Source organism: Streptomyces sp. NPDC043854, assembly GCF_056436005.1.
The window spans coordinates 68,126-91,331 of record NZ_JBWKDK010000028.1 but is presented as its reverse complement, the minus strand read 5'-3'; the positions used below and the strand labels follow the sequence as shown (position 1 = coordinate 91,331).

At 72.9% G+C, this 23,206-nt stretch carries 19 protein-coding genes, 2 pseudogenes and 1 riboswitch; of the genes and pseudogenes, 7 read left to right on the top strand and 14 right to left on the bottom strand.

Going from position 1 to position 23,206, the window contains the following annotated elements; translation table 11 throughout:
- Window positions 1–242: 242 nt before the first annotated feature.
- Window positions 243–1,088: a sulfurtransferase gene (locus tag AC068A_RS24290; protein WP_478588113.1), complete on the bottom strand. Its 846-nt coding sequence runs from the start codon at window positions 1,086–1,088 to the stop codon at window positions 243–245.
- A gap of 175 nt (window positions 1,089–1,263) precedes the next feature.
- On the opposite strand from AC068A_RS24290, the gene AC068A_RS24285 reads away from it, so the two are divergent.
- The gene (locus AC068A_RS24285; protein ID WP_478588111.1) at window positions 1,264–2,079 is read left to right on the top strand and encodes a VOC family protein; all 816 of its coding nucleotides are present in this window, start codon (window positions 1,264–1,266) and stop codon (window positions 2,077–2,079) included.
- 88 nt (window positions 2,080–2,167) lie between these two features.
- Here AC068A_RS24285 and AC068A_RS24280 read toward each other — a convergent pair whose 3' ends face one another.
- From AC068A_RS24280 to AC068A_RS24250, 7 genes and pseudogenes are all read right to left on the bottom strand, one after another.
- The gene (locus AC068A_RS24280) at window positions 2,168–2,818 is read right to left on the bottom strand and encodes a thymidine kinase (protein WP_478588109.1); all 651 of its coding nucleotides are present in this window, start codon (window positions 2,816–2,818) and stop codon (window positions 2,168–2,170) included.
- A 91-nt stretch (window positions 2,819–2,909) separates the two neighbouring features.
- Window positions 2,910–4,112 (bottom strand): alkaline phosphatase family protein, encoded by a 1,203-nt coding sequence (locus tag AC068A_RS24275; RefSeq protein WP_478588107.1) that lies wholly within the window; start codon window positions 4,110–4,112, stop codon window positions 2,910–2,912.
- A complete protein-coding gene (locus AC068A_RS24270; RefSeq protein ID WP_179175222.1) occupies window positions 4,112–4,708 on the bottom strand; it encodes a DUF5998 family protein in 597 nt (198 codons plus the stop codon). The genes AC068A_RS24275 and AC068A_RS24270 overlap by 1 nt, the downstream gene beginning before the upstream one ends.
- Window positions 4,709–4,759: 51 nt before the next feature.
- Window positions 4,760–5,821: pseudogene (locus tag AC068A_RS24265) on the bottom strand (acetate--CoA ligase family protein); the annotation flags it as partial.
- 235 nt (window positions 5,822–6,056) lie between these two features.
- Window positions 6,057–6,404: a hypothetical protein gene (locus AC068A_RS24260; protein WP_478588105.1), complete on the bottom strand. Its 348-nt coding sequence runs from the start codon at window positions 6,402–6,404 to the stop codon at window positions 6,057–6,059.
- 343 nt (window positions 6,405–6,747) lie between these two features.
- Window positions 6,748–6,939, bottom strand: coding sequence for a DUF397 domain-containing protein (locus AC068A_RS24255; protein ID WP_478588103.1), 192 nt, complete (start codon window positions 6,937–6,939; stop codon window positions 6,748–6,750).
- A complete protein-coding gene (locus AC068A_RS24250; protein ID WP_478588101.1) occupies window positions 6,911–7,801 on the bottom strand; it encodes a helix-turn-helix domain-containing protein in 891 nt (296 codons plus the stop codon). The genes AC068A_RS24255 and AC068A_RS24250 overlap by 29 nt, the downstream gene beginning before the upstream one ends.
- Window positions 7,802–7,934: 133 nt before the next feature.
- Between AC068A_RS24250 and AC068A_RS24245 the strand changes: the two genes are divergently transcribed.
- From AC068A_RS24245 to AC068A_RS24235, 3 genes are all read left to right on the top strand, one after another.
- Window positions 7,935–8,471 carry a hypothetical protein gene (locus tag AC068A_RS24245; protein ID WP_478588099.1) on the top strand — a complete coding sequence of 179 codons (537 nt, stop codon included), beginning with the start codon at window positions 7,935–7,937 and terminating at the stop codon, window positions 8,469–8,471.
- Between the two features lie 16 nt (window positions 8,472–8,487).
- Window positions 8,488–8,790, top strand: coding sequence for a hypothetical protein (locus AC068A_RS24240; RefSeq protein WP_478588097.1), 303 nt, complete (start codon window positions 8,488–8,490; stop codon window positions 8,788–8,790).
- A 331-nt stretch (window positions 8,791–9,121) separates the two neighbouring features.
- Window positions 9,122–9,676 carry an ATP-binding protein gene (locus tag AC068A_RS24235; protein ID WP_478588095.1) on the top strand — a complete coding sequence of 185 codons (555 nt, stop codon included), beginning with the start codon at window positions 9,122–9,124 and terminating at the stop codon, window positions 9,674–9,676.
- A 122-nt stretch (window positions 9,677–9,798) separates the two neighbouring features.
- Here AC068A_RS24235 and AC068A_RS24230 read toward each other — a convergent pair.
- A pseudogene (locus AC068A_RS24230) lies at window positions 9,799–11,451 on the bottom strand (GNAT family N-acetyltransferase); the annotation flags it as partial.
- Between the two features lie 185 nt (window positions 11,452–11,636).
- Here AC068A_RS24230 and AC068A_RS24225 point away from each other — a divergent pair.
- The gene (locus tag AC068A_RS24225) at window positions 11,637–11,918 is read left to right on the top strand and encodes an HPr family phosphocarrier protein (RefSeq protein ID WP_478588093.1); all 282 of its coding nucleotides are present in this window, start codon (window positions 11,637–11,639) and stop codon (window positions 11,916–11,918) included.
- A 211-nt stretch (window positions 11,919–12,129) separates the two neighbouring features.
- Here the strand turns inward: AC068A_RS24225 and AC068A_RS24220 are convergent, their stop codons facing one another.
- The 4 genes from AC068A_RS24220 to AC068A_RS24205 all read right to left on the bottom strand — a co-directional run bounded on the left by AC068A_RS24220 (window position 12,130) and on the right by AC068A_RS24205 (window position 16,942).
- Complete coding sequence (locus AC068A_RS24220) at window positions 12,130–12,795, bottom strand: GntR family transcriptional regulator (protein ID WP_478588091.1); 666 nt, start codon at window positions 12,793–12,795, stop codon at window positions 12,130–12,132.
- Window positions 12,796–12,998: 203 nt separating this feature from the next.
- Window positions 12,999–13,793, bottom strand: coding sequence for a M23 family metallopeptidase (locus AC068A_RS24215; protein WP_478588089.1), 795 nt, complete (start codon window positions 13,791–13,793; stop codon window positions 12,999–13,001).
- 13 nt (window positions 13,794–13,806) lie between these two features.
- Window positions 13,807–13,963, bottom strand: a riboswitch (cyclic di-AMP (ydaO/yuaA leader).
- A 211-nt stretch (window positions 13,964–14,174) separates the two neighbouring features.
- Window positions 14,175–15,542, bottom strand: a complete 1,368-nt coding sequence (locus AC068A_RS24210) for a M16 family metallopeptidase (protein ID WP_478588148.1) — start codon at window positions 15,540–15,542, stop codon at window positions 14,175–14,177.
- 20 nt (window positions 15,543–15,562) lie between these two features.
- Window positions 15,563–16,942 carry a M16 family metallopeptidase gene (locus tag AC068A_RS24205; protein ID WP_478588087.1) on the bottom strand — a complete coding sequence of 460 codons (1,380 nt, stop codon included), beginning with the start codon at window positions 16,940–16,942 and terminating at the stop codon, window positions 15,563–15,565.
- Between the two features lie 265 nt (window positions 16,943–17,207).
- Here AC068A_RS24205 and AC068A_RS24200 point away from each other — a divergent pair, with 265 nt between their 5' ends.
- Both AC068A_RS24200 and AC068A_RS24195 read left to right on the top strand, forming a co-directional pair.
- On the top strand, window positions 17,208–19,664 hold the full coding sequence (locus tag AC068A_RS24200; RefSeq protein WP_478588085.1) for a DNA gyrase/topoisomerase IV subunit A: 2,457 nt from the start codon (window positions 17,208–17,210) through the stop codon (window positions 19,662–19,664).
- Between the two features lie 101 nt (window positions 19,665–19,765).
- Window positions 19,766–21,868, top strand: a complete 2,103-nt coding sequence (locus AC068A_RS24195; RefSeq protein ID WP_478588083.1) for a restriction endonuclease — start codon at window positions 19,766–19,768, stop codon at window positions 21,866–21,868.
- Between the two features lie 52 nt (window positions 21,869–21,920).
- Here the strand turns inward: AC068A_RS24195 and AC068A_RS24190 are convergent, their stop codons facing one another.
- Window positions 21,921–23,201: a CobW family GTP-binding protein gene (locus AC068A_RS24190; protein ID WP_478588081.1), complete on the bottom strand. Its 1,281-nt coding sequence runs from the start codon at window positions 23,199–23,201 to the stop codon at window positions 21,921–21,923.
- Window positions 23,202–23,206: the final 5 nt, after the last annotated feature.

Genomic DNA, 23,206 nt, shown 5'->3' with positions numbered 1-23,206 from the left:
TCCCCGGGTGGGAGAGGGCTTTTTTGGGACCCCAAAAAAAAAAAAAGGACCCCCCCCCCTCCTTTTGGGGGGTTGTGTCGGTGGGGGGGAGACCCCCCCCCCCCCCCACGGCGTTCGGGCCCCCGGGCTCGAAGCCCGACCGGGGTCCGGGGCCGGCCCCGGTTTCGGGAGTCGGCGGGGCGGGGAAGCAACTCCGCGCAGCGGCACCGGGACAGCGGCGGGCCGCGCTGCCCCGCCCGCGGCTACTGGGGGTCCGGACCCGTGGCCACCGGCCGGTCCGGGTCCGAGGACCACTCCGACCAGCTGCCCGCGTACAGCGCGGCCGGGATGCCGGCCACCTCCAGGGCCAGCACCTCGTGCGCCCCGGACACACCCGAACCGCAGTACACCCCCACCGGTGCGGCACCGCCCGCGCCCAGGGCGGCGAAGCGCGCCCGCAGCACCTCCGCGGGCAGGAACAGTCCCTCCGGACCCACGTTCTCCGTCGTCGGCGCCGACACGGCCCCCGGGATGTGCCCGCCGACGGGGTCGATCGGCTCCACCTCGCCCCGGTAGCGCTCCCCCGCCCGCGCGTCCAGCAGGATCCCGCTGCGCGCGAGGGCTGCCGCGGAGTCCGCGTCCAGCAGACCGAAAGCACCCGGACTTGGCTTGAAATCGCCCTGGACAGGAGTCGGCGGCTCCGCTGTCAGCACACCATCCGCCGCGGTCCACGCGGCCAAGCCGCCGTCCAGCACCCGGACCCGCGTGTGCCCCGTCCAGCGCAGCAGCCACCACGCGCGGGCCGCGGCCCAGCCCAGGCCCCCGTCGTACACGACCACGTCCGTGTCCGCGCCGACTCCCGCCCGGCGCATCACCGCCCCGAACTCGTCCGGGTCCGGCAACGGGTGGCGCCCGCCCGCCCCCGGCGGACCAGCCAGTTCGCGGTCGAGGTCGACGTACACGGCACCCGGCAGGTGGCCGGCCTCGTACGCGGACCGCAGGTCGGGGCCGCCCAGCTGCCAGCGGACGTCCAGCAGCACCGGCGGCCGCGGACCGGCCAGCTCGGCCGCCAGCTCGGCCGCGGAGAGAATCGCAGAGTTCCCAGTCATGCAGCCATCTTCCTCCCCTCCGCGCAGCCCGCGTAACAAGCCCGATACCGGCAGGCCGCACCGATTCGGTCATCTACCCCCGCTCCGGCGAATCCCGGCCGGTCGGGGCGCGCCGGACCCGCCGGAGTGCAACCATCTGGTCGGGCACAGCCCCACAAGCGAGGAGACAGCTGACATGACCGAGGCAGCACACGCGACGCGGCGCCCGCCCGGCACCCCGTGCTGGTCGAGCCTGATGGTGCACGGCCTCGGGACCACCGAGGCCTTCTACACCGACCTCTTCGGCTGGGAGTACGAGCCCGGCCCCGAGCCTCTCGGCCCCTACGTCCGCGCCCTTCTCGGCGGGCAGGAGGTCGCCGGGATCGGCGAGATGCCGCCGGACCGGCACCTTCCGGTGGCCTGGACGACGTACTTCGCCACCGACGACGCCGACGCGGCGGCCGAGGCGGTCCGCTCCTGCGGCGGCACCGTCGCCGTGGGCCCGCTGGACGCGGGCGGCGCGGGCCGCACGGCGATCTGTTCCGACCCCCTGGGGGCGGTGTTCGGGCTCTGGCAGGCCGAGGAGCGCGTCGGGACCCGGCTGTCCGGCGTCCACGGCACCCCGGTCTGGGCCGAGCTGGTCACGCAGGACACCTCGACCGTCGGCAAGTTCTACGAGCACGTCTTCGGCCACGAGGCCGTGCAGCGCACCACCGCCCCGGGCCCGGCCGCCACGGCCGCCGACTTCGACTACCTGACCCTGCTGCTGGACGGCCGGCCGGTCGCCGCCGTGCACGGCGTCGGGCGCTCCCTCCCGCACGACCGCGGCCCGCACTGGATGACGTACTTCGCCGTCGACGACGCCGACGCGGCCGCGGCCCTGGTGCACCGGCTCGGCGGGCGCGTGGTCCAGCCGCCCCGCAAGGGCCTCACCGGCCGGGTCACCACGGTCGCGGACCCGGAGGGCGCGCTCCTGGCCCTCGTCGAACTCCGCCCCGGCAACGGCCTCTGAGGACCGCCCGACGGCCCCACTGGCCCGCCCGCGGGCCCGCGGGCCCGGGGCGAACTCCCCCGACCGGGGCTCCGGACCGCGCCGGCCGTCAGGCCGGGGTGACCGGCAGGACGTCCGGGGAGATCGCGGCCGCGCGGGCCGCGGCGCTCGTCATGCGGCGCCGGTGGTGGCGGCGGCACAGGACCTCGTAACCGACCTCCTCCGGCGACTGGTTGACGTCGCCGACGACGACCTGCTCGCCCTCCACGACCATCTCGCCGCCCACCGTGCGGGCGTTGTGCGTGGCGCGTGCCCCGCACCAGCACATCGCCTCCACCTGGAGGGTCTCAATCCGGTCCGCCAGCTCGATCAGCCGCTGCGAGCCCGGAAAGAGCTTGGTGCGGAAGTCCGTGGTGATGCCGAACGCGAAGACGTCCAGCCCCAGGTCGTCGACGACCCGGGCGAGCTGGTCGATCTGCTCGGGGGCGAGGAACTGCGCCTCGTCCACGATCACGTAGTCGACCTTGCCTCCCTGCGACATCTGGGTCACCAGGTGGGCGTACAGGTCCATGCCCGGGGCGGCCTCGACCGCCTCCGTCACCAGGCCGAGGCGGGAGGACAGCTTGCCCTGGCCGGCGCGGTCGTCGCGCGTGAAGATCACGCCCTGCAGCCCCCGCGCCGAGCGGTTGTGCCCGATCTGGAGCGCGAGGGTACTCTTCCCGCAATCCATCGTGCCGGAGAAAAACACCAGTTCAGGCATGGAGGAAACGGGACCTTCCGGGTCGTGGTCAGGACTGCGGGGCCGGGGCCGGGGGCCTCGGCGGGGTCGGATCGGGCGGGCGTCGTGCCGGTCAGGTGCGCACTTCGAGCAGCGGGACGAGCTGCTCGGCCGCAGTCATGGAGCCGTGCATTCCGGCGAGCCCCGACTCCTTGGGCTCGTTCACGGACGCGGTGATCGCGACATCGGCGTGGGCGGCCGCGACCACGTCGCCGATCCGTCCGAGGACGCGCTCGTCGCACTCCCCCGGCGGCCCGAACCAGCCCAGTTCCAGAGCCTCTTCGCGGCTCGCGATCCAGAACCGGTCGCCGAGCACCTCGCGCCACACGGTCAGCACGTCGGCCTCGGCGCCCGGTACGGCGTACACGTGCCGGGCCCGGCCCTCGCCCGCGAGCAGGGCCACGCCCGCGCGCAGCTCCCAGTCCTCGTCGAAGTCGATGCGGGAGTCCTCGTCGAAGGGGACGTCCACCATGCCGTGGTCGGCGGTGACGTACAGCGCGGTGCGCGGCGGCAGCTGCTCGGCGAGCCGCTGCACGAGCCGGTCGACGTACATCAGCTGGCCGCGCCAGGCGTCGGAGTCCACGCCGTGCCGGTGGCCGGCGCCGTCGAGCTCGCTGAAGTACGTGTAGACCAGCGAGCGGTCCCCGGCGGCGAGGCGCTCGGCCGCGAGGTCCATGCGCTCCTCGCCGGTCATCCGGCCGACGAAGGCGCCGCCGCTCAGCGCGATCCTGGTGAGCGGAGTGGTCTCGAAGGCGGGCGAGGACACCTGCGCGGTGGCCACTCCGGCCGCGTCCGCCAGCTGGAAGACGGTCGGGTACGGCTGCCAGGGCTTCAGCGGGGTCCACGGGTGCCAGCGCAGCTGGTTCATCAGCTCGCCGGTGGCCGGGTTGCGGACGGCATAGCCGGGCAGGCCGTGGCGGGCCGGGGGGAGGCCGGTGCCGACGGAGGCCAGCGAGGTGGCGGTGGTCGCCGGGAAGCCCGCGGTGATCGGGCGGCCGGTGCCGCCGCGCGAGGTGCCGAGCAGGGAGGTCAGGTACGGGGCCTCGTCCGGGTGGGCCTTGATCTGCTCCCAGCCCATGCCGTCGACCAGGAACACGCAGTTGCGGTCGGCCGGCGTCAGCTCGCTGATGGCGGCGGTGAAGCCGGGGACCCCCTGGCCGGCCACGATGGTCGGCAGCAGGTCGGCGAGGGAGCCGGTCCCGTACTGCGGGACGGGGGCGCCGGACAGGTCCAGCAGCTCGGGCTCGTCCCAGTTCGCGGGTGCGGAGTAGACCATCAGCGGGCGGAGGAGGCGGTCGCCGCGGTCGCCTCGGAGAGCGCCTGGGCGAAGAGGAGGGTCTGGCGGACCGCCTCGGGGCCGTCGCCGGCCTCGCTGACGCGCAGGCTGAGGTCGTCGGCGGTGGAGTTGCCGGTGTAGCCGTGGTCCGAGTCGCAGTTGGGGTCGCCGCAGGCGGCGGGCTCCAGGTCGATGCGCGAGACCGCGCCCCAGCCGATGGTCAGGACGACCTCGCGGGGCAGGGTGCCCGGGGTGTACGACTCCGGGTTGGCGACGACCCGGCTGAGCACCACCGAGGAGATCCCGGACAGCTTCACCGACTCGGTGGAGGTGGTCGCGTACGGGGACGGGGACCCGGAGTCGGCGGCCTGCTCGTCGGTGTGGCTCACGATGAAGCGGTTGCCGGTCAGGACCAGCACCGTGACGTGCCGGCGCACCTCGTTGGAGTCGAACGTCGTCTCCTGGTGGACCAGGTACGACGAGATCGGCTCGCCGCCCACCGCGGCCTCCACGGCCTCGGCCACAAGGGCCGGGTAGTAGCCGCTGCGCTCGATCGCCGCGCGCAGCCCCTGGGTCGTCGTACCGGATTTCGCCATGGGGTCCATCCTAAGGCCCGCACGGGGCGCCCCGGCCGCCCCCGGACGCGCTCAGTAGCTGGGAAGCGTCCGGGGGCCGAGATCGGTGCGGGCCGGCGGATGGGCGATGCGGACCGTGGCGCTCAGCACGGAGAGGCCCTCGGTGGCGACGACGACGGGCTCCAGGGTGACGCCGATCACTTCGGGGTGGTCGTCCACCAGGCGGGAGAGGCGCAGGAGGAGCTCCTCCAGGGCGGGGGTGTCGACGGGGTCGCTGCCACGCCAGCCGAAGAGGAGGGGCGCGGTCCGGATGGACCGGATCAGTCCGGCGACGTCCCGGTCGGTGGCCGGCACGATCCGGTGGGCGGTGTCGCCGAGCAGCTCGGAGGCGACGCCGGCGAGCCCGAACGACAGGACGGCGCCGGCGGCGGGGTCGATGACGGACCGCACGACGGTGTCCACGCCCCGCGGGACCATGGCCTGGACCACGGGCAGCAGCTCGGCCGGCGCGCCGAGCAGGCCGGTGAGCTCCCCGTACGCGCGGCGCAGCGCGGCGTCGTTCGCCAGGTCGAGGCGTACGCCGCCCAGGTCGGCCCGGTGGCGCAGGTGCGGGGCGGTGGTCTTGAGCGCCACCGGGTAGCCGAGGACCTCGGCAGCCTTGACCGCGGCGTCGGCGGAGGGCGCGGGCAGGGTGGGCAGCACCCGGATCCCGTACCGCGCGAGCAGCGCGGCGGCGTCGGCCTCGGCGAGGGTGAGCACGCCGTCGCCCGCTCCGACCTCGGCCAGCAGCCCGGCGAGCTGGGCGGCCGCCCCGGCCTCGTCGATGTCCTCGTACTCGGGGACGTGGCCGGACCCGGCGGCGGCCCGCCGCCACTGCCCGTAGCGCACGGCCTCGGCGACGGCCCGGACGGCCCGCTCGGCGGCCGGGTAGGCGGGGATGCGCACGTCGGCACGGGAGAGGGACTCCACGAGCCCGGCCAGCTCCACGTGGACCACCGCCACCGGCTTGCCGGGGTGCGCGGCGACGGCGTCGCGCAACGCGTCGGCCAGGTCGTCGTCGGTCACCTCCTCGTTCACCCACGGGATGGCGGTGACCACCACCGCGTCGTGGGCGTCGGAGGCCAGGGCGGCGGCCGCGGGGGGATGCCCCTTGCCTGACGGTTCGCTGACGCGCCGTCGCCGGTTCCCGTAGCGCGCGCAGCCCCATCACCCCTTTCCCGCCGTGCGCGTCCGCCGCGCCGCCGTTGCTGCTGCCCCGTGGTGGCCGCACACAAGCGTGCCGGGCCGAGCGGCCCCGCGCATTCGCGCGGTTCCACCCGGCCCGGCACAGACTAGACCGACAGCGGGCATTGAGCAGCGTCGGGGACGCTTACAGGTTGACGACCCTGTACGCGACCGCGTTGGTGTCGGCGTCAGACGCGTTCGGCAAGAGCACCGTGTCCACGACCGTGCACGATGCGTCCGCGTAGAGGATGATGATGTCGCTGCCGCTGTTGTTCTCCGCCGAACGCGCGGTGGTGATGCTGGGGATGTCGGTGCAGGTCAGCCCGACCGTGTCGTCGAGGTTGCCCGTGGTGCCCGTGAAGCTGGTGCCGCTGTAGCCGAGACCGATCACGGCCTGCGCCCCGGTGGGGGCGGCGGAGGCGGGGGCGGCGATGCCCAGGGCGAGCGCGGCCGTGCTGGCCGCGAGCACCGAGGCGATCTTGAGCTTGCGCATGGGTGGTTCCCTTCCGTTGGTGCGGTTGGGTTCGGCCGCCGCGCTGTGGACTGGATCGCGCATATATCTACGGCCGTTTCGGTTGATTCGAACGTAACGCCGGTGTTTCGTTGATCGCTACGGGTTGTGGCCGGTCGGATACGGATTGTCCGATTCCGCCGGGGTCATATGCCTGGCGATCATGCCCCGGCGCAGGTCGGGTGTTCGAATCGGATCGCTGTGGCGCATTCTTGGCCAGGATGGGCGGCGCGTTTCGGCCACCGTCAGCGGTTCATACCGGTGGAATATGCCGAGCGCCCCCGCTCGGTGGGAGCGGGGGCGCGGGTCGTGGCCGGTCGGCGCGTCAGCCGTCGAAGCGGCCGTCTCGGATATCGGTGATGAGCCCGAGCCAGGCCGGGCCGGTGAAGTTGAGCCGTGGCCCGTCGGGGTTCTTGCTGTCGCGAACGTATACGACATCGGGGGCGGGTTCGGCGATCTCGACGCAGGCGCCGTTGTCGCCGCTGTACTTACTCTTGCGCCATTGCAACTCGGCCATTGCGTGCCGCCTGCCCTTCGATTTCCTGAATGGTCTTGGTGATGAACTCGCGGCTATCCGCCGGGGATAGCGCGGTGGCTTGCAGGTGGGCGTACGTGTCGCGGAAGGTCTGGAGGTCGGAGGGTTCCTCTAGGAACAGGTCGCCGCCGAGCGTTTCGACGTACACGACCGGGGGCGCGGCGTCCCCGAACGAGAGGACTGCGAAGGAGCCCATCATCGAGCCGTGAGCGCCGATGCCGAACGGGATCACTTGGATCGTGGTGTTCGGTTCCTCGCTGGCTTCCAGCAGTCGCGCCAACTGCCCGTGGCGGACGGCCGGGCCTCCCACGTCGTAGCGCAGGGCGGCTTCTCCGATGACGGCCCAGAGGGGAGCGCCGCGCGCGGCGAACGCGGCTTGCCGTTGCATGCGTGCGGTCACGCGCGCCTCAATCTGCTCTGGCTTGGCTCCCGGCAGGCTGCGGGCGTGCGCCCGTGCATAGTCCTCGGTCTGCAATAGGCCGGGGATCAGTGACGGCTCCCACGACTTGACCGACAGCGCCCCTGACTCCAGGTCGATGTACTCGCCGTAGCGGTCGGGGATGCGGCCACGTAGCGGGCGCATCCAAGCCGGGTCACGAGGACGGGCGGCGAGCGCCAAGAGTTCTTCGGCTTCCTCGGGGGAGGCGTCGAACTTCTCGATGATGCTGAGCACGTTGCTGCGGTGCGGGCTGGTCTTGCCCCCCTCCATAGAGATCCAGGTAGTCCGGTTGACGCCGATCAACTCGGCAGCCTCGCCTTGGGTCAGCCCGGCGCGCTTGCGGAGGCGCTCAACGATCTTCCCGAGCCGCCGTAGCCGGACGGTTCGAGACGCGGATGTCGACATGGGTCCAGCGTAACCCCTGTCGTACTCCCAACAGTCGGGTTTCCGACTGTTGCGTTTTCCTGCTGTGAGGGTGCAGACTGGAGCCACCCGACGACGGAGCGTCCCTGACGCCCCCGAGCTTAGGAGGGTGGGCATGGCCGTGACGCAACAACCGCCGTACGCCCCCGGATTAGGTGATCCCCGGCAGTACCGACCCGGCAGCGTCCAGGGGCAGACGTGGCAGACGACCGCCGCCGCGCCCAAGGAGCCGATAGGTCCCGACGAGTTCGCCCAGCAGCTCAACGACCTTGGCGCGCTGATGGTGCGCTTCCCGATGTGGTTCGTGTGGGTTCGCGGACGCCGCTGGTCGGCTACGCGGTACACCGGAGAGCGCATCGAGGGCGACAGCGCGCAGGAGATCGGCGCGCGACTCGGGGGGACCACGGCCCCGCCGGTTGCGCCTCCTACGGCGGTGCGGACGGTGCCGCCGCCGGTTCCCCAGAGCGCACCGGCGCAGCCGTCCGCGCCCGTCGCCGGGCCGCTGCGTGTGCCCCGCATCGTTCAGCAGTTGGGGCAGCACGGGAGCCCGCACGAGGCGCAGCCGTGGCAGCCCCAGGCAGGGCCGCCGCATCCCCCGGTGGCCCCCCAGTGGCAGGCGCAGCCGACCCCACAGGCGAGCGGCGCGGCGTAGTTCGAGAGGAGACCCGATGGACCCGAAGGAGGCGCCCCCCTTCGCCAAGGACGGGGTGCACCCGGCGATTCAGTCGCTCGTCTACGACGAACGGCGCGGGCTCGTGGGCACGGTGGAGGCGATCGGTTATCGCGTCACCCTGCGCCCGCAGGGCGGGGGCCGGGAGTGGAACCCGGAGTGGGACGACATCAGGCCCGCGACCCAGGCTGACATCTTGGCGTCGCGCGTCCAGGTGACGAACCGTGCCAACGGATCGATGCGCGCGGCGACCCATCCCGAGATCGCGCGACGCAGACCGGCGGCCGACCCGAGCACGTAGGCGGCCCCTTCCAGATCGGCACGCGTGGTTCGGGCGTGCCGAGTCCCAGAGCGCGCGCGGCGGCGCGGACGTCCGCCCCGGCCCATTCGTTCCCCCACGGGGGCCGGGCGTGGTTCCCCGCGTCGCCGCGCGCTTTACCCGAACCCGTATGGCGACCGTTTCGCGTCAGGGTCGCGATCCCGAACGTGGTTGGCGTTCGGCCCACCGATCGAGATGAGGTGATGGGATTGAGTGCGCGGCCCAGGGTGGACCCGGAGCGAGAGCGGGTGTCGCCGCCGGGGCGGGAGGTGAGGGCAGGGTGATCGAGGGTCGGGGGTCTTTCCCGGCGGTCATGCTGACGCTTCCCGCGACGGTGGGAGCGGTGGCGGCCGGGCGGCGACTCGTGCACGAAGCCTTGACGTATTGGGAGCTTGACCCCGCCCTGATCTATGACGCCAAGGTGATCATGTCGGAGTTGCTGACGAACGCCGTCAAGGCGTCGTCGGAAGTCGAGTTGGAATCGGTGCAGGTGCCACCCGGCGGGTTCAATCTGGTCGCCCCGCAGATCCGCGTCCAGGGCACGGCGTTGTTCCTAGAGGTCTGGGACGTGATTCCGACGCTCCCGACTCAGATCATGGTGGGCGACTCCGACGAGGGCGGGCGCGGGCTGTCTCAGGTGGTCGAGAAGCTGAGCGACCGGTGGGGCGTGTCACCGGCTGAGCGGGGCGGCAAGGTCGTCTACGCAATGTTGCGGATCCAGGAGCCGCCGCCGGTGAGCATCACGGGGCACGCGGTGCCGTTGTCCAGGGACCTCACGCGGGAGAGCTTGCGAGGGATGGAGGGTCAGCACCTGATGGCCACCACGGCGTTACTTGCCGCGCTGCTGGGACCGATGGCGAAGCGGTGAGCGGTCACCCCGGAGGTAGGTTGGCTTCCGGGGCGTCCGCGTCACGGTGCGGGCGGCGGGGGGGAGGGTTGCTCATGTGCCCAAGGGCCGCGCCGGAGCGCCGCGAGCGCCGAGGCAACGCCGGCCGCGGCCCGGCCGAAGTCCGCCGGGGAGGCCGCGGTGGTCAGGTCGAGCGGGGCGCCGGGCCGCAACCCCTGGGCGAGGCAGGCGTCGTAGGTGAGGAAGCCGAGGGACTCCGAGTTGCCGAGGACGGCCACGCGCGGGCCGGCCGGCACCGGCTGCGAGGCGAGCAGCAGCCCGACGTCCACCAGCTCGGTCACCGTGTCGACCCGGATCACGCCGGCCTGCCGCAGCAGCGCCGAGACGGTGGTCTCCGGCAGCCTGGTCCCGGGGACCACGTGGCCGGCCGGGGTGTGGCGGCCGCCCTTGGCGACGACGACCGGCTTGACGGCGGCGGTGCGGCGCGCGAGCCGGGTGAACTTCCGCGGGTTGCCGAGGGTTTCGAGGTACATCAGGGCCACGTCGGTGGCCTCGTCCTCGTACCAGTACTGGAGGATGTCGTTGCCGGAGACGTCCGCCCGGTTGCCGGCGGAGACGAAGGACGAGAGCCCCTCGCCGCGCCGCAGCAGCGCGGACAGCAGCGCGATGCCGATCGCGCCGGACTGCGTGAACAGGCCGATCCGGCCGGGGACGGGCGCCGGCACGGGGGCGAGCGAGGCGTTGAGGGCGATCTCCGGGGCCGTGTTGATCACACCGAAGGCGTTCGGCCCGATCAGCCGCATCCCGTACGAGCGCACCTGGCGGACCAGTTCGCGCTGCCGGTCCAGCCCGGCCGGGCCGCTCTCCCCGTATCCGGCGGACAGGACGACGAGCCCCTGGACGCCGTGCTCGCCGCAGTCGGCCACCACCTGCGGGACGCGCTCGGCGGGGACCGCGACGACCGCGAGGTCGACCGGGGCGTCGATGTCGCGGAGCGAGCGGTAGGCCCGTACACCCTCCAGCAGGTCCCCTTCGATGCCGGGGGCGCGCGCCTCGTTCACGGCGTAGAGGTGGCCGCGGAAGCCGCTGTCGCGCAGGTTGCGCAGGGCCGCCGCGCCGACGCCGGCGCCGGAGCGGCTGACTCCGACCACCGCGACCGAGCCGGGTGCCAGCAGCCGCTGCACGGAGCGGGCCTCGGCGCGCTGTTCGCGGGCGCGCTGTACGGCCAGGGACTCGGCGGTGGGTTCGAGGTCGAGGGTGAGGTGGACGGAGCCGTCCTCGAAGCTGCGCTTCTGCTGGTAGCCGGCATCCGTGAACACCTTGATCATCTTGGTGTTGGCGGGCAGCACCTCGGCCGCGAACCGGCGGATGCCCCGCTCCCGGGCAACCGCGCCGATGTGCTCCAGCAGTGCGGAGGCGACGCCGCGGCCCTGGTGGGCGTCCTGGACGAGGAAGGCGACCTCGGCCTCGTCGGCGGGGGCGGAGGCGGGGCGGCCGTCGGGGCCGATGCGGTCGTAGCGGACGGTGCCGATGAACTCCTCGCCGACGGTGGCCGCGAGGCCGACGCGGTCCACGTAGTCGTGGTGCGTGAAGCGGTGCACGTCGCGGTCGGAGAGCCGGGGGTGGGGGGCGAAGAAGCGGTAGTACTTCGACTCGTCGGAGACCTGGTCGTAGAAGCTGACCAGCCGCCCCGCGTCCTCCGTGGTGATGGGCCTGATCCGGGCGGTGCCGCCGTCCCGCAGGACGACGTCGGCCTCCCAGTGGGCCGGGTACGAGGGGTCCGACGCGGTGGTCATGCGGTGATCCTAAGCCCAGGACGGGCAGGACAGCCCCCTGCGCGGCGCATACGGAAACGCCGTTCAAACCGGTGCAAGCTGGGGTACGTCGAGCGGCGGGAGAACCGGGCGGGAGGTCGGCCGGAGCACTCGGGGCGTCGTGAGAGACTGGTCTAGACAACCGTGAGAACCTGAAGGGCATCACCATGGCAGAGCGCCGCGTCAACGTCGGCTGGGCCGAGGGCCTGCACGCCCGTCCCGCCTCGATCTTCGTCCGCGCCACGACCGCTTCCGGCGTCCCGGTGACCATCGCGAAGGCCGACGGGAACCCCGTCAACGCCGCCTCCATGCTGGCGGTGCTGGGCCTGGGCGCCCAGGGCGGCGAGGAGATCGTCCTGGCGTCCGAGGCCGAGGGTGCCGAGGTGGCGCTGGACCGCCTCGCGAAGCTGGTTGCCGAGGGGCTGGAGGAGCTCCCCGAGACCGTCTGATCCTTCGGGTTCGCACCGCGCGAACGGCGAAGCCGCGGCATCCGGACCATTTCCGGACCGCGGCTTCGCCGTTTTATTCACACACTGCCCCCGCCCGCGAATTCCGGACGGGCAAGGGAATTCACATAACCGGCGGGGGAAATGCCGCAACCGGAAAAGCCGGGGCACGGCGGCGTCCCCCATTGACACCCCCATTCATACGCCGTTTCTGTTAATGGGAACCGCTCGCCGTGTTTACGGCAGGTTGCGAAGTCCTCACCCGCAGCCGGTAGGCCCCGGTCGTCCGGTCGGCGTGGACCGCCGTCAGCGCCTTCGCGCGCTCGGCGTCCCCGCGCGCCACCGCGTCCACGATCGCGCCGTGCTCGGCCCAGCACTCCACCGGCCGGGCCGGGGCCTGCACGGTGTACATCCAGGCGACCTTGTGCCGCATCTGGGTGAGCAGCGCGACCAGCCCGGGGCTGGCGGAGGCCTGCGCCAGGGTCTCGTGGAACCAGCTGCCCAGCGCCCGCAGGTCCTCGCCCCGCCCCTGCCTGGCCCGCTCCTGACCCAGCCTGACCAGCCCGCGCAGCACCTTGAGGTGGCCCTCCGTGCGCCGGCGGGCGGCCCGCGAGGCCGCCAGCGGCTCCAGCAGCATCCGCAGCTCCAGCAGATCGGCCGCCTCCTGCTCGGTGGGCTCGGCGACGCAGGCGCCCGCGTGGCGACGGGTGATCACGAAGCCCTCGGACTCCAGGGTCCGCAGCGCCTCGCGGACCGGGACGCGCGACACGCCGTAGCGGCGGGCCAGCACCTCCTCGGTCAGCCTGCCGCCCGGTTCGAACACCCCGGAGACGATGTCGTCGCGGATTGCAGTGCATACCGCGTGCGCGGGAATACGCAAGACCGGACCTCCGCTTGTTTTCCGATTGCCGGCGACAATGCCGTGACCGTACTGGGATCGTACGGGGACTCTATTGCAACCGGCGGAATTTTCCGAGCGGGGTCGGAAATCGGGGGTATTTGCGGCCGCCGCGAGCCACGCCGAAGGCCCCGGCTCGGTGAGCCGGGGCCTTCGGGCGGAGCGTGGGTGCGTACGCGCTCGGATCAGAGGGCGACGCCGTGCTGGCGCAGGTACGCGATCGGGTCGATGTCGGAGCCGTACGAGGCGCCGGTGCGGGCCTCGAAGTGCAGGTGCGGGCCGCTGGAGTTGCCGGTGGAGCCCGACAGGCCGATCTGCTGGCCGGGGGTGACCTGCTGGCCGACGGAGACGCTCAGCGAGGACAGGTGGCCGTACTGCGTGTACGTGCCGTCGGCGTGCTTGATGACGACGTTGTTGCCGTACGCGCCGCCCCAGCCGGCCTCGACGACGGTGCCGACGCCCACCGCGCGCACCGAGGTGCCGGAGGCGGCGTGGAAGTCGATGCCGGTGTGGCTGCCGGAGGACCACATGCCGCCGCCCGCGCGGTACTGGGTGGAGACGTAGGAGTCGTCGAGCGGGGAGACGAAGGTGTTGAGGCGCTTGCGCTCCTCCTCGCGGGCGGCGCGCTCGGCGGCCTCGCGCTCGGCCTTCGCCTTCTCCTCGGCCTTCTGCTTGGCCTCGGCGGCCCGGGCCTTCGCGTCGGCCTCGGCCTTCTCCTTAGCGGCGGCGGCCTCGGCGGCGGCCTGCTGGGCCTGGGCCTGGGCCTCGACGTCGCCCGCGACGTCGGCGGCGGTGACGACCGCGTTCAGGCCGGTGTCCTCGCTGGAGGGGGCCTTGTCCGAAGCGGCGAACGCCGGGCCCGCGAGCGTGCCCACGACACCGGTGGTCGCGAGGGCGGCCACGCCGGCGTAACCGGCGGTCTTGCGGCTCAGACGGCTGGAACCACGGTGCTTGCCGGAGGCACGGCTGCCAAAGGCCATGAGGAGGCTGATCCTTTCCTTCCTTCTCGCCTACCGGGTTAGCTGACGGGTTCGGAGCAGGAAGGTCTCCTACGGGCCCCTCTGGCGAGGCGGCCCGATTCACCCCAGGGACGTGTGGGTCCCCGGCTCCCCAGGGCTCGCGCCTGACGGGGACTCGGCGATCGCTGCCCGGTGCCGCGGGTGCGGCGCGTACCAACTGACGGACAGCACGGCCGACGCTAGGCGGATCATTCGTCAATCACCAAATGGTCACGGCCTTTTGTTGCGCACGCCACACCGCATAAGCCAACCTCCGGACCAAACAGACATAAGGGGCTCCGGCGGACAAGCCGCCGAAGCCCCTTGAATCGCCCGCCACTTGCCGACGGGCAGTGAACCGCGTCAGTTGCCGACGACGGTGACCTCGCCGATCCCGAGCGCCCGCACCGGCTCCTCGATCTGCGAGGCGTCACCCACCAGCACGGTGACCAGGCGGTCCACCGGGAAGGCCTTGACGACCGCCGTGGTCGCCTCCACCGTGCCGGTCGCGGCCAACTGCGCGTACAGCTGCGCCTGGTAGTCGTCCGGCAGCTCCTGCTCCACCTGGTCCGCCAGCGTGCCGGCGACGGCCGCGGCCGTCTCGAACTTCAGCGGGGCCACGCCCACCAGGTTCTGCACGGCGACGTCCCGTTCGGCATCGGTCAGGCCGCCCTCGGCGAGGGTGCGCAGCACCTTCCACAGGTCGTCCAGGGCCGGGCCGGTGTTGGGGGTGTCCACCGAGCCGCTGATGGCGAGCATCGAGGCGCCCCGGCCGTCGGCCGTGGAGCGCAGCACCTGGCCGAAGGCGCGCACGCCGTAGGTGTAGCCCTTCTCCTCGCGCAGCACCTTGTCCAGGCGCGAGGTGAGGGTGCCGCCCAGGCAGTACGTGCCCAGCACCTGGGCCGCCCACACGGTGTCGTGCCGGTCCGGCCCGACCCGGCCGATGAGCAGCTGCGTCTGGACCGCTCCGGGACGGTCGACGATGATCACGCGGCCGGTGTCGTCGGCGGTCACCGGCGGCACCTCCGCCGGCCGGCCCGCGGTGCCGGTCCAGGCGCCCAGGGTGTCCGCCAGGACGGCGTCCAGGTCGATGCCGGTCAGGTCGCCGACGACCACCGCGGTCGCGGTGGCGGGGCGCATGTGGGCCTCGTAGAAGGCGCGCACGGCCGCGGAGTCGATCCGGGCCACCGTCTCCTCGGTTCCCTGGCGCGGGCGGGACATCCGCAGGCCGGCCGGGAAGAGCTGGCGGTAGAGCTCCTTGGCGGCGCGTCGCTGCGGGTTGGCCAGCTCGTGCGGGATCTCGTCGAGGCGGTTGCGCACCAGGCGGTCGACCTCGCTGTCGGCGAAGGCGGGCGCCCGCAGGGCCTCGGCGAGCAGGCCCAGGGCCTTCGGCAGCCGGGAGGCGGGGACCTCCAGCGAGACGCGCACGCCCGGGTGGTCGGCGTGCGCGTCGAGGGTGGCACCGCAGCGCTCCAGCGCTGCGGCGAACTCCTCGGCGGTGTGCTTGTCGGTGCCCTCCGACAGGGCGCGGGCCATGATCGTCGCCACGCCGTCCATGCCCTCGGGTTCGGCGTCCAGCGGGGCGACGAGGTTGATCTCGACGGCCACCACCTGCTGGCCCGGCCGGTGGCAGCGCAGCACGGTCAGGCCGTTGGCCAGGGAGCCGCGCTCGGGGGCCGGGAAGGCCCACGGCCGGGGCTGCCCGGCCTGGGGCCGCGGGTGGAAGGTCATCGTGACGGCTGCGGTGTCGCTCACTGCTCCGCCCCCTCGTTCTCGTTCTCGGTCGCATCGGAGTCGTCGGCGCCTTCGGCGGCGTCAGCGGCGTCGGCCGCCAGGGGCTCGTACACCAGCGCCGCGCGGTTGTCGGGGCGCAGCCGGGCCGCGGCCACGGCCTGCACCTCCTCGGCGGTGATGTCGAGGAGCCGCCGGACGGCGGTCAGCGCCAGCTGCGGGTCGCCGAACAGCACCGCGAAGCGGCACAGTTCGTCGGCGCGGCCGGCCACCGTGCCCAGCCGGTCCAGCCACTCGCGCTCCAGCTGGGCCTGCGCGCGCTCCATCTCCTCGGCGGTCGGGCCCTCGGCGGCGAACCGCGCGAGCTCCTCGTCCACGGCCGCCTCGATGGCGGGCACCTCGACCCCGCTGGAGGTCTTCACGTCCAGCCAGCCCAGGGAGGGCGCGCCGGCCAGGCGGAGCATGCCGAAGCCGGCCGCGACGGCCGTCTGGTCGCGGCGTACCAGGCGGTTGTGCAGGCGGGAGGACTCGCCGCCGCCCAGGATGGTCAGGGCCACGTCGGCGGCGTCGCACTCGCGGGTGCCGTCGTGCGGGAGCCGGTAGGCGGCCATCAGCGCGCGGGCGGGGACGTCTTCGACGATCTCCTCGCGCTGCTCGCCGCCCATGGTGTCCGGGAGCGTGCCGTCGCGCGGCGGCAGCTTGCCGTCGTGGGACGGGATGGTGCCGAAGTACTTCTCGATCCAGGCGAGCGTCTGGGCCGGGTCGATGTCGCCGACGACCGACAGCACCGCGTTGTTGGGCGCGTAGTAGGTGCGGAAGAACGCGCGCGCGTCCTCCAGCGAGGCCGCGTCCAGGTCGGCCATCGAGCCGATCGGGGTGTGGTGGTACGGGTGCGGCTCGGGGTAGGCGAGCGCGGTGAGCCGCTCGAACGCCGTGCCGTAGGGGACGTTGTCGTAGCGCTGGCGGCGCTCGTTCTTGACGACGTCGCGCTGGTTCTCCATGGACTCGTCGTCCAGGGCGGCCAGGAGCGAGCCCATCCGGTCCGCCTCCAGCCACAGCGCGAGCTCCAGCTGGTGGGCCGGCATGGTCTCGAAGTAGTTGGTGCGCTCGAAGCTCGTCGTGCCGTTCAGGGACCCGCCCGCACCCTGGACCATCTCGAAGTGGCCGTTGCCGGGTACGCTCGCGGAGCCCTGGAACATCAGGTGCTCGAAGAGGTGAGCCAGACCCGTACGTCCCTTGACTTCGTGCCGCGAGCCGACGTCGTACCAGAGGCAGACCGCGGCGACCGGCGTCAGGTGATCCTCGGACAGCACCACGCGCAGGCCGTTGGCCAGCCGGTGTTCCGTCGCTGTCAGGCCGCCGGAGCCGGCCTGGGCTGTGGCCGTGTGACCCATGGGCATGTGGTCCCTTCGATCGCGATGCAGAGAATTCCGTCAGACCTGCCACTGTATGCAAGCGCGTCGGGCACCGGGGAAGTTCCCGGCGCGACGCCTGGGTCGGAGTCGGGCCTGTCGGTGCCACGGGCCACAATGGTCGGGACGCTCCACGTCAGCCCCTGTCACCGAACCCGCCCGATCCGCCCGACCCACCCGACCCAGCAGACCCGTCCGACCCAGCCAGACCCCCCAGCACACCATTCTTTCTTGGTTAAGGAGCCGCGCAGCGATGGCCCGCCGCAGCACGAAGACCCCGCCGCCGGAGGAGTTCGAGGAGAACATCCTCGACATCGACGTCGTCGACGAGATGCAGGGCTCCTTCCTCGAGTACGCGTACTCGGTGATCTACTCCCGCGCCCTGCCCGACGCCCGGGACGGCATGAAGCCGGTACACCGGCGCATCGTCTACCAGATGAACGAGATGGGCCTTCGGCCCGACCGGGGCTACGTGAAGTGCGCCCGCGTCGTCGGCGAGGTCATGGGCAAGCTGCACCCGCACGGCGACGCGTCGATCTACGACGCCCTCGTGCGCATGGCGCAGCCCTTCTCCATGCGGCTCCCGCTGGTCGACGGCCACGGCAACTTCGGCTCGCTGGGCAACGACGACCCGCCGGCCGCCATGCGCTACACCGAGTGCCGCATGGCGGACGCCACCTCGCTGATGACGGAGTCGATCGACGAGGACACCGTCGATTTCACCGCCAACTACGACGGCCAGGAGCGGGAGCCGGTCGCGCTGCCCGCCGCATACCCGAACCTGCTGGTCAACGGCGCCTCCGGGATCGCGGTCGGCATGGCCACCAACATGCCCCCGCACAACCTGGGCGAGGTCATCGCGGCGGCCCGCCACCTGATCCGCTACCCGCACGCGGACCTCGAGGCGCTGATGCGCTTCGTGCCGGGTCCCGACCTGCCCACCGGCGGCAGGATCGTGGGCCTGTCGGGGATCAAGGACGCGTACGAGAACGGCCGTGGCACCTTCAAGATCCGCGCGACGGTGTCGGTGGAGGACGTGACCGCGCGCCGCAAGGGGCTGGTCGTCACCGAACTCCCCTTCACGGTCGGCCCCGAGAAGGTCGTCGCGAAGATCAAGGACCTGGTCGGCTCGAAGAAGCTCCAGGGCATCGCCGACGTCAAGGACCTCACGGACCGCGCCCACGGCCTGCGCCTGGTCATCGAGATCAAGAACGGCTTCCACCCGGAGGCCGTCCTGGAGCAGCTCTACAAGCTGACGCCGATGGAGGAGTCCTTCGGCATCAACAACGTCGCCCTGGTCGACGGCCAGCCGCTGACGCTGGGGCTGAAGGAGCTGCTCGAGGTCTACCTCGACCACCGCTTCGAGGTCGTGCGCCGGCGCAGCGAGTTCCGCCGCGGAAAGCGCCGCGACCGGCTGCACCTGGTCGAGGGCCTGCTGGTGGCCCTCCTCGACATCGACGAGGTCATCCGGATCATCCGGGACAGCGACAACTCGGCCCAGGCGAAGGAGCGGCTCATGGAGCGCTTCTCGCTGAGCGAGGTCCAGACCCAGTACATCCTGGACACCCCGCTGCGCCGGCTGACCCGCTTCGACCGCATCGAGCTGGAGTCCGAGCGCGACCGCCTGACCGTCGAGATCGAGGAGCTGACCCGGATCCTGGAGTCCGACGCCGAGCTGCGCAAGCTGGTCTCCTCGGAGCTGGCCGCGGTCGCGAAGAAGTTCGGCACCGAGCGGCGTACGGTCCTGCTGGAGTCGGCGGGCGCCTCGGTCGCGGCGGTCCCGCTGGAGGTCGCGGACGACCCGTGCCGCGTCCTGCTGTCCTCGACGGGCCTGCTCGCACGGACGGCCACCGCCGACCCGGTGGTCGCGGAGGAGGGCGCCGCCCGCGCGAAGCACGACCTGATCGTCTCGCAGGTGGCGGCCACGGCCCGCGGCGACGTCGGCGCGGTCACCTCCCACGGGCGGCTGCTGCGGCTGGCGGTGATCGACCTGCCGCAGCTGCCGGACACGCACGCCGCACCGAACCTGGCCGGCGGGGCCCCGCTGGCGGAGTTCCTCTCCGGGCTGGCGCCCGACGAGAAGGTGGTCTGCCTGACCTCGCTGGACGAGTCCTCGCAGGGCCTGGCGCTCGGCACCGAGCAGGGTGTCGTCAAGCGGGTCGTGCCCGACTACCCGGCCAACAAGGACGAGCTGGAGGTCATCACCCTCAAGGAGGGCGACCGCATCGTCGGCGCGGTCGAGCTGCGCACGGGCGAGGAGGACCTGGTCTTCATCACCGACGACGCCCAGCTGCTGCGCTACCCGGCGGGCCAGGTGCGCCCGCAGGGCCGCCCGGCCGGCGGCATGGCGGGCATCAAGCTCTCCGCCGGGGCCAAGGTGATCCACTTCTCGGCGGTGGACCCCTCGCGGGACGCCCTGGTGTTCACGGTGGCCGGCTCGCAGGGGACGCTGGACGGGTCGGTGCAGTCCGGGAAGCTGACGCCGTTCGACCAGTTCCCGCGCAAGGGCCGGGCCACCGGCGGCGTGCGCTGCCAGCGGTTCCTGAAGGGCGAGGAGCTGCTGACGCTGGCGTGGGCGGGCAACGCACCGGCCCGTGCCGCGGCGGCGAACGGCGCCCCGGCCGAACTGCCGGCCGTGGACCCGCGCCGCGACGGCTCGGGGGTCGTGCTGCCCGCGGCGGTCGCCGTGCTGGCGGGCGCCGCGCTGTAGGGACGTACGAAGGCATTCGGGTGGTGCGGCCCGGGGGACGTACCACCCGAATGCCGACTAGTGTTTTCCCTCTGGGCGTTGGTGGGGGGAGTACACAGCTGATGAGTCGTCGGTCGGTCGGATTGATCGGGGACTGGGCCGAGGCCCAGCGCCGACAGCAGCAGACGCAGCTGATCCAGCAGCGGGAGGCCGCGCGCCGACAGCGGGCCCACGAACGCGAGGCGAACCGGAGCCACCGGCAGTACCGCGAGGCCGAGGCCCTGCGGCGGACCGCGCAGCTCGACGCCGAGGTTGCCGCCCTCAAGGGCCTGCTGGTCGCGGGCTGCCGGGCGCCGGCGTTCCGGATGGCCTCCCTGATCCGGTCCGAGCAGCTGGAGCCGTTCAACCCCGGGGCTCTGGCGCAGCCGGTGCCGATGCCCCGCATCGAGGACTTCCAGCGGCAGAGCAGTGGCTGGACGCTCGGCTCGAACCACCGGGCGCAGGCGGAGCGGGAGGCACACGCCCGGTACACCCAGGCCTGGCAGGCCGCGAACGCCGCGGAGGCGCAGCGCCGGCAGCAGCTGGCGGCGTACCGGCAGCAGTACGACCGGTGGGCGGCGGAGCAGCTCGCCGGGGTACGGGCGCACAACAGCGGCGTCGCGGAGTTGGCCGACGCCCTGCGTTCGGGCGATGCCGAGGCGGCCGTGGAGTACTTCTCGGCCGCCCTGTACGCCTCGACGGCCTGGCCCGAGGCGCTGCCGAGGCAGCTGGCGGCCGCGTACGACCCTGCAGCGCGCCAGCTGGTGCTGGACTGGGAGCTGCCCGGGTACGCGGTGGTGCCCGAGGCCAGGGCGGTGCAGTACCTGCCGAGTACGGATCAGGACAAGGTGAGGCCCCGCCCCGTCACAGAGCGGCGGGCGCTCTACCGGGACCTGCTGGCGCAGTGCATGCTGCTGGTGGTGCGCGAGCTGTACGCGGCGGACGAATTCGGCGTCCTGGACTCGGTCGTGGTCAACGGCTTCGTGGACTGCCACGACCCGGCGACGGGGCAGGAGGCGCGGTTCGTGCTCTCCACGGTGCCGGCGGCGCGCAGCGCTTTCGCGGGGCTGCGGCTGGAGCAGGTCAGCGCGGTGGATTGTCTGGTATCGGGGTTGGGCGGGCAGTTGTCGGCGCGCCCCGACCAGCTGACGGCGGTGCGCCCCGGGCGCCGACCCGACGAGGTGGGCGGAGGTGTCGTCAGCCACGGCGGCGCGGGCGACACGGACGAGGACGAGCCGGATCTCTTCATGATGGACCCGATCGACTTCGAGAACCTGGTCGCGGAGCTGTTCCGGGCGATGGGCATGGAGGCGGTGACCACGCAGCGGTCGGGTGACGGCGGGGTGGACGTGGAGGCGCTGGACCCGGCCCCGATCCGGGGCGGCCGGATCGTGGTGCAGGTCAAGCGCTACCGCAACACCGTGCCGCCGACGGCCGTGCGTGACCTGTACGGCACGGTCCAGGACAAGGGGGCGAACAAGGGGGTGCTGGTCACCACCGCGTCCTTCGGGCCCGGGTCGTACACCTTTGCCAACGGCAAGCCGCTGGAACTGGTTCCCGGGACCGACCTGGTGGACCTGCTGCACCAGCACGGGCTGCGGGGGCGCCTCGGCCCGGCCGAGGGCTCCGCGGTCGGTGCTCCGGGCCGACGGGCAGCCGGACCGGCAGTCGAGAACGCCGCCGCCACCGATGCCGCTGCCCCGGACCACAACGTGCTGGGCATGTCCTGGGCCGGCCGGGTCGTGCTGGACGTGTGCGCGCTGGTCTGCCAGGGCGGCCGGGTGCTGAGCGAGGACCACTTCGTCTTCTTCAACAACCCGCGGACCCCGGACGGTTCCGTGCGGGCCCGCGCGCACACGGCACCCGACAAGGCCGCGCTGGAGGTCTCCTTCGACGCGCTGCCGCAGTCCGCGGACCGGCTGGTCCTGGTCGCCGCGGTCGACCCGGAGGCCGATCCGCACGCCGACCTGGCCGGCTTCACCGACGCCCGGATCCGGCTGCTGTCCGCCGACGGCGCGGAGCTCGGCCGGCTGGACGTCTCCGACGGCCGCCCGGGCGAAACCGCCCTGGTCCTGGGCTCGTTCCGGCGCCGCGCCAACGGCGACTGGGACTTCGTGGCGGGCGGCAAGGGCTACCGCGGCGGCCTGGTGGACCTCCTGCGCGAACACGGCGTCGAGGTCGCCTGAGTGCGGTCGGCGGGGCGCCTTCGGGGGGCGCCTTCGGGGGCTTCGCGGCCGCTCAGACCTCCGCGGGCTGTGAGGCCCCGAACCCGGGGTCGTGCTCCGCGTCGAAGCCGGTCCCGTCCGGATCCTCGACGGGGTCCTCGAACCCGTCCTCGGCCGCCCCGGCCCCGTCGCCGTCGACGTTCCCGTCCTCGCCCCCGGTCCGCGGGGGCCGGGCGACGTACCGCAGGACGCCCCACATGGCCTCCGGGCCCGCGTCCTGCGGCGACGGCTCGCGGCAGGACTCCAGCCCGCGCCGCAGGGCGGGGCCGTCCGTGCCGGACCCGATCAGGACGAGCCGGGTCAGGCGCGGCTCGTCCCGGCCCCAGGGGCCCGGGGCGAAGCGGAGGAACCGGCCGACCGCGTGGACCTCGTAGCGCTCCTCGTGGCCGGGCACGCCGAAGTAGACGAAACCCTTGATCCGGTAGAGCCCGGCCGGACGGCTGTCGAGGAAGTCGATGAACCGGCGCGGGCTGAGGGCCTGCTCGGACACGAACTCCGTGCTCTCGTACAGCGTGTGGGCGTGGCCGCAATGGCCCGTGCACCCGCTGTGCTCCGCGCCGCCGGTGCCGTCCGCGCCGCTGACGTCGCCGGTGCCGCCGACGTCGCCATGGCCGGCGTCCCGGGCCTCGGCGATGAGGTCCTCGAAGGACAGCTGGCCCCGCGTCTCGGTCCACGGCCGGCGGTCGAAGAGCAGCTCCGGTTCGATGCGGCCGTGGTCGGCGGCGACGACGGGGGTGCCCGGGCACAGGGCGGCCAGCTCGGCCTCGATCCGGGCGCGCTCGGCCTCGTCGACCCGGTCGGTCTTGTTCAGCACCACCAGGTCCGCGGCCGCGAGGTGGCGGTCGGTCTCCGGGTGGCGGGACCGGGTGCCGTCGAACTCGGCCGCGTCCACCACCTCCACCAGGCCGCCGTACCGGATCGCCGGGTTCTCGCTGGCCACCAGCATCCGGATCATCTCCTGGGGCTCGGCCAGCCCGCTCGCCTCGATGACGATCACATCGATGCGGTGGACGGGTGCGGAGAGCTTCTCCAGGTACGCGTCGAGCTCACTGCCGTCGACGGCGCAGCACAGGCAGCCGCCGCCGAGGGAGACCATCGAGTCGCCGACCTGGCCGGCCACCGACATCGCATCGATCTCGATGGACCCGAAGTCGTTGACGACGACGCCGATCCGGGTGCCGCCGCGGTTGGCCAGGAGGTGGTTGAGCAGGGTCGTCTTGCCGGATCCCAGGAATCCGGCGAGGACGACGACGGGGATGGGCGTGACGGACCGGTCGGGCTGGCTGCTGTTCACCAGGC

Coding starts and splice junctions, on each gene's coding strand:
- AC068A_RS24205 (WP_478588087.1), bottom strand. CDS start 16,942: ATGCCCATGGGTCACACGGCCACAGCCCAGGCCGGCTCCGGCGGCCTG.
- AC068A_RS24235 (WP_478588095.1), top strand. CDS start 9,122: ATGCTGACGCTTCCCGCGACGGTGGGAGCGGTGGCGGCCGGGCGGCGA.
- AC068A_RS24245 (WP_478588099.1), top strand. CDS start 7,935: ATGGCCGTGACGCAACAACCGCCGTACGCCCCCGGATTAGGTGATCCC.
- AC068A_RS24250 (WP_478588101.1), bottom strand. CDS start 7,801: ATGTCGACATCCGCGTCTCGAACCGTCCGGCTACGGCGGCTCGGGAAG.
- AC068A_RS24275 (WP_478588107.1), bottom strand. CDS start 4,112: ATGGTCTACTCCGCACCCGCGAACTGGGACGAGCCCGAGCTGCTGGAC.
- AC068A_RS24280 (WP_478588109.1), bottom strand. CDS start 2,818: ATGCCTGAACTGGTGTTTTTCTCCGGCACGATGGATTGCGGGAAGAGT.
- AC068A_RS24260 (WP_478588105.1), bottom strand. CDS start 6,404: ATGCGCAAGCTCAAGATCGCCTCGGTGCTCGCGGCCAGCACGGCCGCG.
- AC068A_RS24195 (WP_478588083.1), top strand. CDS start 19,766: ATGAGTCGTCGGTCGGTCGGATTGATCGGGGACTGGGCCGAGGCCCAG.
- AC068A_RS24290 (WP_478588113.1), bottom strand. CDS start 1,088: ATGACTGGGAACTCTGCGATTCTCTCCGCGGCCGAGCTGGCGGCCGAG.
- AC068A_RS24200 (WP_478588085.1), top strand. CDS start 17,208: ATGGCCCGCCGCAGCACGAAGACCCCGCCGCCGGAGGAGTTCGAGGAG.
- AC068A_RS24225 (WP_478588093.1), top strand. CDS start 11,637: ATGGCAGAGCGCCGCGTCAACGTCGGCTGGGCCGAGGGCCTGCACGCC.
- AC068A_RS24215 (WP_478588089.1), bottom strand. CDS start 13,793: ATGGCCTTTGGCAGCCGTGCCTCCGGCAAGCACCGTGGTTCCAGCCGT.
- AC068A_RS24270 (WP_179175222.1), bottom strand. CDS start 4,708: ATGGCGAAATCCGGTACGACGACCCAGGGGCTGCGCGCGGCGATCGAG.
- AC068A_RS24285 (WP_478588111.1), top strand. CDS start 1,264: ATGACCGAGGCAGCACACGCGACGCGGCGCCCGCCCGGCACCCCGTGC.
- AC068A_RS24255 (WP_478588103.1), bottom strand. CDS start 6,939: ATGGCCGAGTTGCAATGGCGCAAGAGTAAGTACAGCGGCGACAACGGC.
- AC068A_RS24210 (WP_478588148.1), bottom strand. CDS start 15,542: ATGACCTTCCACCCGCGGCCCCAGGCCGGGCAGCCCCGGCCGTGGGCC.
- AC068A_RS24240 (WP_478588097.1), top strand. CDS start 8,488: ATGGACCCGAAGGAGGCGCCCCCCTTCGCCAAGGACGGGGTGCACCCG.